The sequence below is a fragment of the Salinibacter sp. 10B genome, assembly GCF_002954405.1.
Lineage (GTDB): Bacteria > Bacteroidota > Rhodothermia > Rhodothermales > Salinibacteraceae > Salinibacter.
This window is the reverse complement of record NZ_MQWC01000004.1, coordinates 4003410-4018694: the sequence shown is the minus strand read 5'-3', so window position 1 is coordinate 4018694 and position 15285 is coordinate 4003410. Positions and strand designations below refer to the sequence as shown.

Below are 15285 nucleotides of genomic sequence, written 5' to 3'. Positions count from 1 at the left end.
TGTCACACGGTCGGCCCCTCCGCTTCCGAGACCCGGGTCTCATACTCCCCCGTCTTCGTGTTGACGCGCACAACATCTCCCTCGTTAATAAAGAGAGGCACGTCCACGGTGGCTCCGCTCTGGAGCGTTGCCGGCTTGTCGCCCCCTTGTGCAGTGTCGCCCTTGACCCCCGGCGTCGTGTCGACTACCTCCAACTCCACCTTCATCGGCACTTCGGTGCGGAGCGGCTTTTCCGTATCCGTCCGAAACAGAATGTCGACGTCACCGCCCTCCTTTAGGTACTCGCGTCCCTCGACCTGTTCGGGGGGCATGGAGAACTGCTCGTAGTTCTCGGTATTCATGAAGTGAAGGCCGTAATCGTCCTCATAGAGGTACTGGTGCGGGCGCCGCTCGATGCGTACCTCGTCGACCTTGGCTCCGGCCCGGAAGGTCTCCTCCACCTCATGGCCGTCCTTCACATTCTTAAGGGTGGTGCGCACGAATGCCCCGCCCTTGCCGGGCTTCACGTGCAGGAAATCGACGATCTCCCAGAGATCGTCTTTCCAGATAAAGGTCATGCCGTTTCGGAAATCACTCGTATCCGCCATACGGATGTGGTTGCTCCATTCGAGAAGGATGACGGGAGGCAATATACCGCGCCGCCGCCTGCGGTGTCAATTCGTCCCGATGAATCGGCATCAAACCACGGGACTTTTTTCTAAAGTCGCACGCCGACTCTTTGTTGCAGAGTAGGCCACCCGACATCGACAATTCACCTGGCAGCAGGCCTCCTCCTTCACTGGTTCCAACGCCACGTTTTCCTGGCGCCGAGACTTCTCCCAGGGATCGACTGCTCCCTTTCGGTGCCGGAGGAGACCGATATTCGAATGCCTTCTCCCTGCTGAACGCAGAGCCAGAACCGCTACGATACACAAAGATGGCGGTTCAATCAGGAAATGCAGACATGCCAGGGGCAGACGTGGCCCCGTGGAGCGGGACGTGCCCGTGGCAGAACGATTGGACTCCTCGTGCCAGCTCACTTCCGTACAGGAATAGACGGTCTGCGAGCGTCCAAAAAGGAATGATTCCGATGGTGCTTATCCCCTGCCGTTTTCCGCGGCAACAGGGACAGATTCGCTCTCAACGATGTGGCTGTTGGGGATTTTGATCTGATCTATCCCCTGAGAAGGAATCCGTACGGCGTGGTTGGCGGTCTGCTCTTCGTCGAGCCCAGTGGCAATCACCGTAACCTGAAACTGACCCTCGATACTTTCATCAGTGACCGCCCCAAAGATTACCTCACAGTTCTCCCCTGCCTCGGCCTGAATCACCTCCACGACTGACATCGCTTCTCGAAAACCAAGCGACGGCCCTCCGGTCACATTGACCAATACCTTGTCCGCTCCGTCAATGGATCGCCCATCAAAAAGTGGGCTTGAAATGGCCTCGACCGCCGCTTCTTCGGGGCGACTCGTGGTTTCGCCAGTGTCGTTGCGCCCTCCATCGGTCTTTTGGGCCTTTCCCCGAGGCGTCCGATGCTGACGCATGTTGTACTGCGTGGAGATGCCGAGAAGTGCGGTCCCACCGTTCCTCATGGTCCGATCGACGTCGGCAAAATCCAGATTGATCAACCCTTCGTAGGTAATGAGATTCACGATGCCTCGGGTCGCATCGTAGAGCACCTCATCGGCCATCCAAAAGGCCTCTTCGAGACTGGTCCCATCATTGGCAAGGTCTAACAGACGCTCGTTGGGAATCACGAGCAGGGTGTCGGCCTGCTCGCGGAGCTGCTCAATGCCCTGATCGGCAATCCGTCGGCGGCGGGGGCCCTCACATTCGAAGGGACGGGTTACAATGCCTACAGTGAGGATGCCCAACTCCTGAGCAATCGAGGCCAGAACGGGCGCCCCTCCAGTCCCGGTGCCTCCTCCCATGCCCGCCGTGATAAACATCATGTCGTACGGTTGAATGGCATGCTCAATCACGTCCCGACTCTCTTTTACCGCATCTACTCCTACCTCGGGGCGTGCCCCTGCTCCCAGTCCCCCTGTTGCTTCTTTTCCTACCTGGATGCAGCGGTCTGCTTTGTTGGTGGCGAGCACCTGAGAATCGGTGTTGACTGCGATAAAATCGACGCCCTCGATTCCGTTCTCAACCATGTTGTTGACCGCGTTTCCCCCGCCGCCTCCGACTCCAACAACCGCAATGCGAGCGTCCCCCGTGAACCGTGATCCAAAAAACCGTCGAAGCGTCCGATTGTAGAAGCGTTCAAACATATTTCTGGGTGTTCGTCAATTCGATTCCAACGGACCTCCCCTTTACCAATCCCCTGTAGAAAAATGCTTCTTCCTCCTTCTACATCGAACGAATTGACGACGGACCCATTGTACGGCTTTCTTTCCCTTCCGGAACCGCTTTCCGATAACTGCCCTTGTTCCAGAGAACTCTCCTCCCCGCTAGAGTTGGATTAGAGCTCTGTGTCCTTGTAGATTGCATTTCTCCCCGAACAGACGGGAAGGGCCTCGGGAATCTCTTCCTTTTCGGGAGATGAGTGTGCCCCCGGGGTCTTCCGCCTTCCTGAACGACACGGCAAGAACAATCTTCCTCCCTCTCCTCGTTACCGGAATTCCTTTTCTTTGCTGAGCACGGCCGGCAAATCCGTCACGCCGAAGGGCCCCTGACGATAGAGAAACGGTTCGCCGTAGGTCGCGCCTACTTTGTACCCATACGTGCGCGCCCTAGACTTCACCCACTCAAAAAACTGCGGGTTGGACACAAACGTCTCCGGCTCATCGTCGTCCGGTTCATAATCGGGATTGTGGAATTGCGATTTGAAGGCCTGAAGCGCCTCGATGCGCTGATCCCACACGTCCGTCACGTCCACCACCAGCGTCGGGTCAAACGACACCGCCTGCATGTAGTGAAGCACGTGGTGCGGGCGCCAGGGATCCTGCGAGGCCCCGTCTGGACCGGTCGTCTCAATCTCTTTCAAGCCGCTGTAGTACAGAGCGTCGGTCGACAGCTCCGCCGCATCCTCATGATCGGGATGTCGACTTTCCGGGGCATTCGTGAGCACAATGTCGGGGCGGTAGCGGCGCACCACTTCGATCACGTCCCGCTGGTTCGCTCTCGTGTTCTGGATGTCCCCGTCCATCATGCCGAGATTCTCACGGGCCGAGAGCCCGATAATTTCTGAGGCCTGCTCTGCCTCTTCCATGCGCAGCTCCGGCGTGCCGCGAGAGCCGAGTTGGCCCTTCGTGAAGTCGACAATGCCCACGTCATAGCCCTGCTGGGCAAGCAGACACATCGTCCCTCCTGCACAAAGCTCTACGTCGTCGGGATGAGCGGCAAAGGCAAGAACGTCAAGCGAAGGGGCATTAGACATAGAAGCGGTAAAGGATGAGGGATGGAACAGTTTTGGCAAATGAATGAGGACGCCGGCCGGGATCGGTTCCCCGTCCGTAATCGTCTCGATTTCCGATCAATTGACACACGCTCTCCGCACTCATGCCCGACCGCAACGAGCTTCCTCTTCTCCCCCTGGGCGACGAAAACCCTCCTTCGTCGGACCTCTCGCCTGCCATGCAGCAGTGTGCCCTGAACCTGTACCGCCAGGCGTGGGAGGCCTACCGAGACGTCGGCTCTCCCTACGGCGACACCGATAAGGCGATGCTCGTCTGGTACGTGCTTCACGGCGACGCGCCGGGGCCCGACCTGGTCACCGGTAGAAATTAACCGGACGCCGCAATCCTTCCGTTGTGCCCGTTAACCGGAACGCCCCCGACGGACTGTCAATTTGCGACGAAGTTGACGATCTGACCCGGAACGTAAATTTCGCGCTGGATGGTCTTGCCGTCGAGGTGGCGCGCCACATTATCGTCGTCTTTCGCCGTTGCCAGTACCTTCTCCTCGTCGGCATCGGCCTCCACCTCAATAGTGCCGCGAACCGTACCGTTCACCTGCACGGCCATTTCCACCACCTCGCGGTGGAGCAACGCTTCTTCGTACTCCGGCCAGTCCTCGTAAGCGAGACTATCGTCGTGCCCCAACCGGCGCCATAACTCTTCGCTGATGTGAGGAGCGAACGGGCTGAGGAGCAGGACCAGGGGTTCCGCAATCTCCCGCGGCATCGCATCCCACTTGTTCGCCACATTCACAAACTCCATCATCGCCGCAATAGCGGTGTTGAAGTCCAGGTGCTCAATGTCCTGCGTCACCTTCTTGATCGTCTGGTGCAGCTCGCGCAACTGCTCGCGCTCCGGCTCCTCGTCAGTTACGACTAGTTCGCCGCTCTCTTCGTCCACGATGAGGCGCCAGACGCGGTTCAGGAAACGGAAGACCCCGTCCACATCGCTCGTGCTCCAGGCTTTCACCTGCTCCAGCGGTCCCATGAACATCTCGTAGAGCCGGAGGGCATCGGCACCGTACTCGTCCACCACGTCATCGGGATTGACGACGTTGCCCCGGCTCTTGCTCATCTTGTGGCTGCGCGCCTCGACCTGAACGTCCGGCCGCTCTGTGAGAACGAACACGTCGCCGTCCTTCTCGACGTCGTCCTCGTCTAGCTCCTCACGCGTCAGCTCCTCACCGGTGCGTTCATCTACCCCGTCGTCAACATATTCGTCAGAGACGTATTCGCCGTCGGCATTTCGGAACGCAGTGTACTCCTTCTCCCCCAGGATAATGCCCTGATGGACGAGCGTCTGGAAGGGCTCTTTGGTCGAGACAACCCCCGCGTCGTAGAGCACCTTGTGCCAAAATCGGGCGTAGAGCAAGTGGAGCACCGCATGCTCGGAGCCCCCCACGTAGAGATCGACCGGCATCCAATACTGCTCCTTTTCCGGATCGACCAGCTGCTCGTCGTTGTCAGGATCGATGAAGCGGAGGTAGTACCAGCAGGAGCCGGCCCACTGCGGCATCGTGTTGGTCTCTCGAGTCGCGGGCTCGCCGGTCTCCGGATCGGTCGTCTCCACCCAGTCCTCAATATTGGAGAGCGGCCCTTCGGGCGATCCGCTCGGCTCAAAGGTCTCGATGTCGGGCAGCGTGACCGGAAGATCGTCTTCCGGAACCGGTTTGTCTTCGCCATCCTCGGTAAAGACGATGGGGAACGGCTCGCCCCAATAGCGCTGGCGACTGAAGAGCCAATCGCGCAACTGATAATTGACCTTGTGCTCTCCGACGCCCTCTGCTTCCAGCCACTCGACGATGCGCTTCTGCGCCTTATCATTATTGAGGCCGTTCAGGTCCACGTCGTCATTGGCAGAATTGACGTGCGGTCCGTCGCCGGGGTATGCCTCCTCGTCGACGTTACCGCCCTTCACAACCTCGCGAATGGGCAGGTCGAACTTCTGGGCAAACGCGTAGTCCCGTTCGTCATGAGCAGGAACCGACATGATCGCACCCGTTCCGTACGAGGCCAGTACGTAGTCGGCCACCCAGACGGGAATTTCCTCTCCGGTGGCTGGATTGACCGCATACCCACCGGTAAAGACTCCGGTCTTGTCCTCCTGTTTGCGCTCCACGTCGCTCTTCTGAAGGGCCTCATCAATGTAGCGCTCCACTTCAGCCCGTTGTTCGTCGGTCGTGATCTCGTCGACGAGGTCGTGCTCGGGCGCTAAGACCATGTAGGTGGCCCCGAAAATTGTGTCGGGACGCGTAGTATAGACCTTGAGCGTATCGTCCACGCCCGCCAGGTCGAAGTAGATGTCCGCCCCCTCCGACCGGCCGATCCAGTTACGCTGCATCTCCTTCGTGCTCTCCGGCCAGTCGAGATCATCGAGCCCCTCCAGCAGCCGGTCGGCGTACTCCGTAATCTTGAGCACCCACTGCCGCATGGGGACACGCTCGCACGGATACCCACCCCGCTCGCTTTTGCCGTCGATCACCTCCTCATCGGCCAGTACAGTCCCCAGCTCTTCGCACCACCACACCGGCTCTTCGGACTGGTAGGCCAGCCCCTTCTCATAGAGCTTCAAAAAGATCCACTGCGTCCATTTGTAGTAGTCGGGATCGGTGGTGTTAATCTCCCGCTGCCAGTCGTACGAGAAGCCCAGCCGCTTAAGCTGACGCTTGAACTGGGCAATGTTTTGCTTCGTCGTCTCGCGGGGATGAGTGTTGGTTTTCAGGGCGTACTGCTCAGCAGGCAGGCCAAAGGCATCCCACCCCATTGGGTGTAGCACGTGCACGCCCTGCATGCGCTTGTAACGAGCCACAATGTCGGTGGCCGTGTATCCTTCCGGGTGTCCCACATGAAGCCCTGAACCGCTCGGATACGGAAACATGTCGAGCACGTACGCCTTCTCCTCATCCTCCGGTACATCCTCCGGCGTGCGGAAGGTCTGATGCTCCTCCCAGTACTCCTGCCACTTTGGTTCGATGTCCTGGAATGGATAGGCCATGGGCGTGCAACGTTGGGGATTCAAGGGATGGACGATGCGTCTCTTTCGGATCCGCGGAATACTCTTCCGGGACTCCATGCGTAACGACAACCGTGTTTTACGTCCCTCATCCAGGGAAAGGATCCCCGAGGGAGCGCCAAAAACGGGCAAAAACAGGGTACCGACCGTGTTCTCCGCTCTCCACCCTCAAGCCCAAAATTCAATTGTTCTATGCCCGCCGCCCGGCCGTCCTGTGGAAATGCATGGTCACGACGGAGATTCGCATTCCGCCGCTCTACCAACAGCACGGAAACGTAGAGACGTGCAGAAATCCTCATGCTCTTGACCCATCCATCTGTTTCGGAGACGGAGCACACGGCCGTCCCGTTTCTCGCCGAACATCGTAACGATTCCTCCCCTCCCTCCAATGCCTGACGTTCAGTCCCCTGACCTTCGCTCCGTCCTCGAGTCCTCCGAAACCATCGCCGTCGTGGGATGCTCGGCCCAGCCGATGCGTACCAGTCACAAGATTGCCCGCTACATGCAGGAGCGGGGCTACCGCATCGTGCCGGTGAACCCCAACTACGACGAGATACTCGGCGAGTCCTGCTATCCGGACCTTCCCAGCATTCCTGACGACGTTCAGATCGACATTGTCGACATTTTCCGGGCCCCGCAGCACACGGCGGACATGGTGCAGACGGCCGTCGACCGGTCTCACCAAACCGGGAAAAAGCCGGTAATTTGGACCCAGTTGGGGGTATCAAGCTCGGCCGCAGAGACGCTGGCCGCGGAGGCGGGCTTCCCCTACGTCCGCAATCGATGCATCAAGGTGGCGTACGATCGGCTGCTGGCCTGACGACCAACGGCCCCCATGGGTGCAGAGTCGCTCCACCACACGAGACTCGTGCGATCCGAAGCACGGACCCAGACGAAGGGAATACAGGTACGCTGGCCCATGCACAAGTCGGTCGACACGACATCCCCTATTCCCACTCCACACCTTCTATGTCGGCCACGAACGACGCCCCAAATGCCGTCGACGGCGTTTGAAAGCCCGGCGGCGCTGTGCCCTCCATGACGCGCCCCGCCGCCTCCACGGCGGTCCGCGCCGTAAAGGTATAGGCCTCCGGCCCTGTAAGACGAGCAGTCCGACGCTCGCCGGTGTCCTCCCGAACGGACGCCCACACGCGAGTGCGCCCGTTCCGGCGCGCCTCCGAAGAGGGATTGTCCATCCACCGATCCACGCCCCGCTGCAGAAGCGTCTTCAATGGAGGCCACCCCAGCAGTCCTTTTAGATACTCGCCCATCCGAAAGGCCAGACGCCCGATCGGCGGCAGCGCCACATACACCGTTATATTCGGAATGCCGGTACTGTGATGAGCCGTTACGAGGTCTCCCCAGGGGATCGACACCACCGTGCGGGTCCGGTCCCCAAAATCGACTGTGCGCGTACTCCACCCAAGGGGCACCTCGACGAGCGCTCCTTGTCGTCGCACGCGCCCGCCAACGTCCGCGTGCTCGATCACAGACTTGAGAGTGCCTTTAGAAATTCCCCCCGACCCATAGACGGCCAATTCGAGCGTCGTCGCCGAGCCCCCCTCCTCAGCCAACGAGCGCGCCAGACAATCGGTCGGCACCACATCGAACCCGATGCCCGGCAGCAGCATGACGTCTCGCCGCTCCGCCGCCGCTCCTCGATCGGCCAATGCCTCAAACACCGGAATCTCGCCGGTAATGTCGAGATAGTGCGTGCCGGTCTCCAAACACGCCGCCGCCATCGGCCCCGTGGTACGGACAAACGGACCGGCACAGTGCACGACCGCCTCCGCGTCGTTGAGCACGGCCTGGAGACGCCCCGGGGCCTTGAGCGACACAACCTCAAAGGGCAATCCAAGGCTGGAGGCCATGGTCTCCAACGCCTCCTCGTCACGGCCGGCCAAAACCGGCTCGTGTCCCTCCTCTACAGCGCGTTGGGCAATAAGCTGACCAGTGTAGCCGTAAGCGCCATAGATGAGGTACGACATGAAGGCTGTAGAGTGTAGGGAACGTTGCGATGAATCACATCCCTCCAATTCATTCAAGAGGACAAGGATTCATTCGAATCCGCCCTTCCTGTGTGGCCCCTGTTTTTCCCAGAAGACGATATAGATTCGTAGATAGAATTAGAAAAAGGACTTGGTCCACCTCCGAACAAGCCAAAAATTGCAAAGAGACTTTGACATTGGGCCTTACAATACCGTATTGTACTGGAGAGTGGCAGTTCATCACATCTCTCGGTACGCGTCCCCGTGGACGCCGGGCGATAGATTATCGGGTGCTCTGCCGCTGTGTATATGCTTTTTCTATTTCGAAACTCAACGCAGCACCATGGCAGAGCGACAGACCGGAACCGTGAAGTGGTTCAGCAACGAGAAGGGCTACGGATTCATTGTCCCCGAAGAGGGAGGTGAGGACCTCTTTGTGCACTACAGCGAAATCGACACGGAAGGCTTCAAGAGTCTCGACGAGGATGACCGGGTCGAGTTTACTGTCGGGCATACCGATAAGGGCCCCAATGCACAAGACGTGGTCGTCATTGGGTAGCGGTTTCGTCCCCCATTTTGTGCATGCCTCTGCCCCATTCCTTCCGGGATGGGGCAGTTTTTTCGGACAGCCCCCGCGGCCCGACTCTTTCTGTGTGCAGTCACTCCCGAAAACGGATGAGCGGTCGGACGCTGACCCACGGGAGATCAACGACTACCGGCGGACACTGTTGACGCGGAGGAGCCGATCAGTGCCTACACTCGGATCTTCGTAGTACACAAAACTGGTATAGATACTCTGGATGCGGGCCTGTGATCGGCGAACGGCGTCTCGGAGCCGAGCATCAGGCGTGTGGTAAAAGTATTGGTATAGGCCCTGCTTCAACAAGATCTCGCCCTCGTATCGCCCGCGAAGGGGCCGCCACTCCATCCGGGTGCCCTGAGCGGGATTCATGCCGGAAAAGCTTCCGGCGACCACCACGCGCCCGGCAAGGGGCTGCTCCCGCGGTGGGACGAATGCGAACGTAGTCTCCACGTATTCGGCAGTGAGCGCAGGTGTTGCGCGTCCGTCCACCGCCGCCTTCACCACGATTTGTCCGTTCAGGGCGGCATCGAGATCCCGACCCGAGAACTGGGCGTAGTCGGGCTCTAGCAACACCTCTAGAGGGGACACGGTGCGGTTCGTCCGTTCGATCTTCGCTCCGGTACGAAGATCGCCGAGGTCAACGGTGTAGTCGGCCGTGATCGGAGCAAAGGCCTCGTCCCGATCCAACTCGAACTCGAGTCGGGGCTGTTGAGCGAGCAAGGGACGACCTTGACATCGCGTATCCGGCAGCCGCCCATTGCGCACGAAGCACACCGTGTAGCCGAACGGGTCTCCTCTCAGCGCTGCGGGGGGATTGTACCGGGCGATGGGCCGAAGAGATCGTTGTCGCTGCCCCGGCACCATGAGGGCTTCCGCCCCAAGTTGCAAGTCCCCCGTCTCGTCGCTGATGAAGAACGGACGCTCGAACAACACGGAGTCTCGCCGTCCCTGCTCCGTAACACGCAGGATGTAGTTGCCGCTCACCCGGAAGCGGATATCGTCGTTCGGGAAGCGATACTCGTAGTGAACGTAAGGGACCTCCGTTCCCTGAGACCCCCGGTAGTCCACAAGCCGGTCGTCGTGGTAGGATTCCAGGGTCTGGCTGGGCGACAGATCGCGTTTCCACTCCCGGTTGGCGTGCACAAAATAGACGGAGAGTGGCCGGCCCTGCTGCGCCATTAAGTCAAACTCCAGGGTTAGCGGCTCCGGAGACTGAAGAGACGTGATCGGCAGATTTCGCTCATTCTCTCCTCGATACAACTGCACAGTCCGGATGTCCTCGTCTTGCGGAGCCAAAGAAGGCCCGGCCGTGCGAGGTGTCTCGGACCGGGTGGCCACACTGTCGTCGGCCTGCCCCTCGGCCTGCTCAGACGACACACATCCACTCCCCCCAAAAAGAACGAGCGCTGTCCCGCCGAGAAGGAGCCCCCAACACACCACTGATCGCATTCCACAACAACGTCCTGACCGAAAAACCTAACGCGTGCGGGCATGAACCGGGGGCGCAGGGTCTAGTTCATTTCAGAAGTGTGGACCTCACGATCCCGTTTCGGTTGGCCCCGTGCCCGAGTCGCACGCTCCGCCCAGGCTGCGATTGATTCGGCCCAGGCCTGTGCTCCAAGTGCCCGCGCGTGGGTCGCGGCTGCTTGGGCCTGCGTCTCAGCTCGCGTCCAGTGCCCGGCCCGGTAGGCCGCCTCAGCCGCCCAGGCCCGCCGTTGAATATGCCAGACCTGTTGCTCAGCGCGACTCCATTCATTCGGAATCGGTTGTAGCCCCCGGCGCCACAACGAGTCCGCACGCGCATAGCGATGGGCGTTCTGGTATCGAAGTGCCTGCCAAACCTGAACTACCCCCCTGTCTTCGACCGCTAGAGTCTCCAGGGCCTCCGCCTGCCGAAGCGCCGAGTGGTCACTCGTGAGCTTCCGAAGCACGGCCGGGCGATCGGCACTCGCGGTTCGGAGCATCAGGCGTACGCGGGCGGCGGGGGCATACCGCGGAATACGATCCGCCGCTCGTTCGTAGATCCGTCGGGCAGTAGCTGCATCTCCCAGAAGCGCCCAGGCATCGGCCTGGTGTAGATAGAGCTCCGTCGTCTGGTAGGGCGCAGCAAGCGTGTCGAGCTGGCGACGCACCGCGGCGGGCGCTCCCTCCGCCAGGCGGCGCCGGGCGAGGGCGGCATGCGCGGCGGCGTAGCGAGGCTCTGCCTCTAGGGCTGCCTGCACCTGCCGGTTCGCCTTTACGGAATCACCGCGGCGGCGGGCACGCTGGGCAGCCTGCAGGTGTCTTCGGTGGGGAGAGACGTAATGCGGACACTCGGTTTCAAAGAGTGAGGGCCGCGTAAACTGCTGTGTCACGATTTCATGGGCGGCCCGTGCCACAAAAGGTTGTCTCTGCAAAAAGGCCGTCCACTCCTGCACCAGCGTGGAGAGGGACCGGTCGTAAACCGTCTCGAAATCCCCCCAGGCATACACCTGTTTCAGGCGCTCGGCGCCATACTCCTCCAATAGAAAGTGGACGAACGATCCCATGGTGGCGTACGAGACCGCCCCCCGCCCCGTCCAGAACCCCCACGGAGTAAGTCGGCCCGCAAGGGCCTCGGCCGATAAGGAAAGCGCTAGTGTCGTATCCGTGGTTGCCGCCACGCGGACAAGATCATGCGGCGACGGCACCGGCGACGGAGGCTCCAGTGCCACCGCCCATCCCTCCACCAACCCGGGGGCCCACGAGGCCCGAAGTCCCGGCAATCCATACGGGCGGCTTACGGCATGGGCAAGTTCGTGTCCCAGACTTGCCTCCGCCTGTCCCACAAGGAGATGTACCTGAGGCTCTCCCAGCCACACCGGCGAGACACTTGTGTACCGTGCTCCCGTCAGCCGCGCCTTCACGTCTGGATTCGGATAGAGATAGCTCTGGATTCGCCCCGTTTCCTCCCCTCCGAGTTGCAGCTGATCTCGAAGGCGCGCGTAGTAGGCCTCATGATCGTCCGCGAGGGCTTCCACCGCCCGCCGCCCGAGCCGGTCCGGGTCGTAGTATAGATCAACGTTTGCCGTACGCACATGCCCCCCCAGCTCTGCCTGCAAATGCGCCTCGGTTGTGTTGAATCCGAGCGGTGCCGCAAATACATACATGCACGCAATGCCGACCGCAATACCCGCAAGTCCCCAGCGTCCCCCCTTCCCCCGAAGCACACGCCCCAGAAGTCCCGTTGCACCTGCCCAGAGAAGCGTCAGGCCCCGAAATGCGAAGAGCCCTGGTCGGACGGCCAACTGCTCGTCGTAGATCGGCCCAAGAATTCCCCCAAACACGTGGTTGTAGGTATAAAATTGGGGATGGAATCCCAGGTCGTACACCGGCCCTCCGACCCCAACCAAAACGCCGATTCCGCCCAGTACCAGATAGGGGCGCGAGGGATTGGCTCCTGAAATTCCGTAGGCAAGGGCAACAGCAAAAACGACCGTAATGCCCGGGAAAAGAGCGTAAAAGAGGAGGCCCTGACCGTACGTACAATTGGGAGCCCAAAAACGAGACAGCGAGAGCATTCCCAAAGGCACTCCCAGTGCCAGCATCTGCCGTCCCAAGACTCGTAGTATCGCGTCCTCTCCCGCCCGGAAATAGGCAAGAGCGGCCCAGCCCGCAGCAAAATATGAGACGAACGCGACCACCGCCGCTGACTCCACCTGCAGCACGTTCAACAACGGCACCGGCCACAGCGCCAGGCCAAGCCCCGTGTAAACGAGACAGACGCGCCCCGCTGGCGTCCCGACGAGCAAAGTCCAGCAGCGACGTAATGATACAGACACAGGATGCGTCTGGGAGATGAGGAAACCACGCGAAACGTCCCCTCCCTCTGCCGATCCTTCTGTCCCCAGTCCCCGATCCAACCTCATCGGGCTACAGAAGCGTGAACGACAGCCCCACAGAGATGGTCTCCTTTAGCTGAATAGCATCGGTGATGTCCTCATCAAAGAGGGCTACAAATTGGAGATCCGTGCTGAGCCAGTCGTTGACTTCTAGGTTGATGGTATTTTGCCACCGGGCGTCGGGCGGCTCCTCCAGCTGATTGAATGAGAAAAAGACATTCAGCTGTGAGCGGTACCGGATGCTCTCCGTAAGATTGCGGTCAAGGGCCGAGGCAAACTCTGCCCCCGCCTCCACACGCATCCGCTTCCGTTCGGAGACTCCGTACAGGACTCGAAAGTCTTCCTCCAGTACAATCGTCTGTTTCGACGCCGCACCGAGGCGCATAGTGACATCGGAAAAGGGCTCGTAAGTCAAGCCCAACGACTCGGTAATAAAGGCGGGAGAGAGAAAAGCGGATGTCTGTACCGGAGTGTTCTGATCAAGCCTCGGATCCTCGTCCGGCACCTCTCCCTCGAAGGGATTCGCGGAGTAATCGAATCCCTTCGCAAACTGTGTCCGGAGATCAGCCGCAATCGTCGGATTGAAAACCTGAAAAAACCGGCTTCCCTCGTATCGAATGCTGGAATTCCACAGGATCTGGTCCTCCGACTTCCGCAAATCCCTTCCCTCGGTGTTGGACTGATTGATGATGCCAAATGCGAGGCGAAGCTCGTGGGCCTGGATCCAGTTCTCTCCCCGCTGGCTGGCCTGTCCTCCCAGAGTGGTGGCAAACGTGAGTGAACTGTTTCCCGCCCCTTCTTCCCAATCCTTGTACGCGGCCTGAGAGACGTTAAGGCGCGCGGTGGCCCCGTACTGCCAAACCCCAATCAGCGAATCTGGAGCTGCTTCCGTCGGGTCTTTTGGATCAGGGACGGGATCTGCGCTCTGTCCGTGAGCGGAGACAACAGAAGCCAGAACGGCGAAGAGTATGCAAGCCGAAAAGCAAAAGGCACGGTGAATCATACAAGGGGGGTCCTACGGTGGGGGAAAGGAAAGCCAGACGCGTCAGACCGAAGAATCCGGTACTCGCTCTCGATACCCACGGGACGTACGGCCTGGCCCTGGAACGCCTCCTCCAGAATGAAAAAGAACGGAATCAGTTCGTGACTCTTGCCCAAAACCCCGCAAAGAACAAGAAAAAAAGGCTATGCCGAAACGACATAGCCCGTACCGTATGACGGCCTTTTTTGCGTCCCGAGCGGGACCGTGCTGCTAGAGATCGTTGTTCTTAATATCCTGAATCTCTTGCCGGATTTCGTGGGCGAGCTTCTTCAGTTCCATCAGGCTCTTCCGGGCTCGGGTTCCCGCAGCCTTGTTGCCCTTCTCGTAAAACTTCATCAGGTCCTCTTCAGCCCCCTCTACCACGTCGGTAAGCTGGCTGTAGCGTTCGTCGAATGTACTCATGCCGGATCGCCTCCGTCAGATTCTTGGAAGTAGAATTGCGCGATTCGATTAGGAACGAAGAAGGTAATACGTCCCTCTACCGCTGTCAAGGTGGAATTCCGGGGGAGACACGCCGATGCCCGTTCCGAACGTAATTTGTCAAAAGGTTCAAGTTCAGCCCCGATTGAACGGGGTTAATCAGCCCCCTGGAGCCGGGTTCCCTGCGGTTCCTCTCCTCCGAGGAGACCCTGTACGTTTGTGATCAACAGGGGAACGCCCGCCCGATGAATGCGACGAAGAGCGTCAGGCTCGGGTATTTCGTCCGCCGTGTCGAGGACATCCGCCCCCACTTCGTCCTTCATGCCCGTGGCATCCCGAAGACCGGGCTGATCCGACGTGGTAAACCCACAGGCTACCGGGTCGAACGAGCTGGAAAGCGCCTGAGCCAGCGCCACAACCACGTCGGCTCCCCACACTTCTCGTGTCCCGGCGTCCTCCTGCTCAACGAGGGCCGACACGACCGGGACCACGCGCTGCTTGAGGAGGGCTGCCATCCATCCCACGTTCGTAGCGGTAATTTGTCCGTCCTCATCCAGCCCCAGAAGGTTTCGGTCGACCCCCTGAATGCCCACTGTCGATACCACCTCGTCGGTGAGCGTCGCCACAATTTCCTGGTTGGTTTCCCGCACCGCCCGCTCCACAAGTCGGCGCTGCTCCTCCGTGTCCAGGTCGAGCACCCCGTCGGTCCGCTCTGGAAAGTAGCCCTTCGACTCAAGGGTGCGCTCGACCTTCTCGCCACTGCCATGCACAAGGAGACAGGCCGGCTCCCCACTCGCTCCTTCCGCAAAATGCTGGGCCATAGACTTCAAAAAGAGCTCGTCGCCCAAGTGATGTCGATCAAGATAGACGACGTACAGGGTCTGCATGAAAAACCTCGCGGTGTTAAGAGGAAAACCAATGAGGGACACCCCACAGCATCGAACATTGCGGAAATCGTTCCCGACGGCCCTGCACCTTTGCTCGCGCAGTCCACCGC

At 59.9% G+C, this 15285-nt stretch carries 13 protein-coding genes; 3 read left to right on the top strand and 10 right to left on the bottom strand.

What is annotated here, in order from left to right; genetic code table 11:
• Positions 1-2: 2 nt before the first annotated feature.
• From efp to bshB1, 3 genes are all read right to left on the bottom strand, one after another.
• Entirely contained in the window at positions 3-587 is a 585-nt protein-coding gene (efp, locus tag BSZ35_RS16420) for an elongation factor P (RefSeq protein ID WP_105013455.1), read from the bottom strand.
• A 489-nt stretch (positions 588-1076) separates the two neighbouring features.
• The gene (gene ftsZ, locus BSZ35_RS16415) at positions 1077-2255 is read right to left on the bottom strand and encodes a cell division protein FtsZ (protein WP_105013454.1); all 1179 of its coding nucleotides are present in this window, start codon (positions 2253-2255) and stop codon (positions 1077-1079) included.
• 341 nt (positions 2256-2596) lie between these two features.
• The gene (gene bshB1, locus BSZ35_RS16410; RefSeq protein WP_105013453.1) at positions 2597-3364 is read right to left on the bottom strand and encodes a bacillithiol biosynthesis deacetylase BshB1; all 768 of its coding nucleotides are present in this window, start codon (positions 3362-3364) and stop codon (positions 2597-2599) included.
• A gap of 122 nt (positions 3365-3486) precedes the next feature.
• Here bshB1 and BSZ35_RS16405 point away from each other — a divergent pair, with 122 nt between their 5' ends.
• Positions 3487-3714: a hypothetical protein gene (locus BSZ35_RS16405; RefSeq protein WP_105013452.1), complete on the top strand. Its 228-nt coding sequence runs from the start codon at positions 3487-3489 to the stop codon at positions 3712-3714.
• 56 nt (positions 3715-3770) lie between these two features.
• On the opposite strand, the gene leuS is transcribed toward BSZ35_RS16405, so the two are convergent.
• On the bottom strand, positions 3771-6377 hold the full coding sequence (gene leuS / locus BSZ35_RS16400; protein WP_105013451.1) for a leucine--tRNA ligase: 2607 nt from the start codon (positions 6375-6377) through the stop codon (positions 3771-3773).
• A 406-nt stretch (positions 6378-6783) separates the two neighbouring features.
• Between leuS and BSZ35_RS16395 the strand changes: the two genes are divergently transcribed.
• Positions 6784-7215, top strand: a complete 432-nt coding sequence (locus tag BSZ35_RS16395; RefSeq protein ID WP_105013450.1) for a CoA-binding protein — start codon at positions 6784-6786, stop codon at positions 7213-7215.
• 127 nt (positions 7216-7342) lie between these two features.
• Here the strand turns inward: BSZ35_RS16395 and BSZ35_RS16390 are convergent, their stop codons facing one another.
• Entirely contained in the window at positions 7343-8383 is a 1041-nt protein-coding gene (locus tag BSZ35_RS16390) for a saccharopine dehydrogenase NADP-binding domain-containing protein (RefSeq protein WP_105013449.1), read from the bottom strand.
• A 343-nt stretch (positions 8384-8726) separates the two neighbouring features.
• Here BSZ35_RS16390 and BSZ35_RS16385 point away from each other — a divergent pair, with 343 nt between their 5' ends.
• Positions 8727-8942 (top strand): cold shock domain-containing protein, encoded by a 216-nt coding sequence (locus BSZ35_RS16385; RefSeq protein ID WP_105013448.1) that lies wholly within the window; start codon positions 8727-8729, stop codon positions 8940-8942.
• A gap of 153 nt (positions 8943-9095) precedes the next feature.
• Here the strand turns inward: BSZ35_RS16385 and BSZ35_RS16380 are convergent, their stop codons facing one another.
• From BSZ35_RS16380 to BSZ35_RS16360, 5 genes are all read right to left on the bottom strand, one after another.
• Entirely contained in the window at positions 9096-10415 is a 1320-nt protein-coding gene (locus tag BSZ35_RS16380; RefSeq protein WP_105013447.1) for a type IX secretion system plug protein domain-containing protein, read from the bottom strand.
• A gap of 62 nt (positions 10416-10477) precedes the next feature.
• Positions 10478-12766, bottom strand: coding sequence for a hypothetical protein (locus tag BSZ35_RS16375; RefSeq protein ID WP_146110138.1), 2289 nt, complete (start codon positions 12764-12766; stop codon positions 10478-10480).
• 91 nt (positions 12767-12857) lie between these two features.
• On the bottom strand, positions 12858-13829 hold the full coding sequence (locus tag BSZ35_RS16370) for a DUF3078 domain-containing protein (protein WP_105013445.1): 972 nt from the start codon (positions 13827-13829) through the stop codon (positions 12858-12860).
• A 249-nt stretch (positions 13830-14078) separates the two neighbouring features.
• Positions 14079-14270 (bottom strand): histone H1, encoded by a 192-nt coding sequence (locus BSZ35_RS16365; protein WP_105013444.1) that lies wholly within the window; start codon positions 14268-14270, stop codon positions 14079-14081.
• Between the two features lie 173 nt (positions 14271-14443).
• Positions 14444-15175, bottom strand: coding sequence for an acetylglutamate kinase (locus BSZ35_RS16360; RefSeq protein WP_105013443.1), 732 nt, complete (start codon positions 15173-15175; stop codon positions 14444-14446).
• Positions 15176-15285 lie beyond the last annotated feature (110 nt).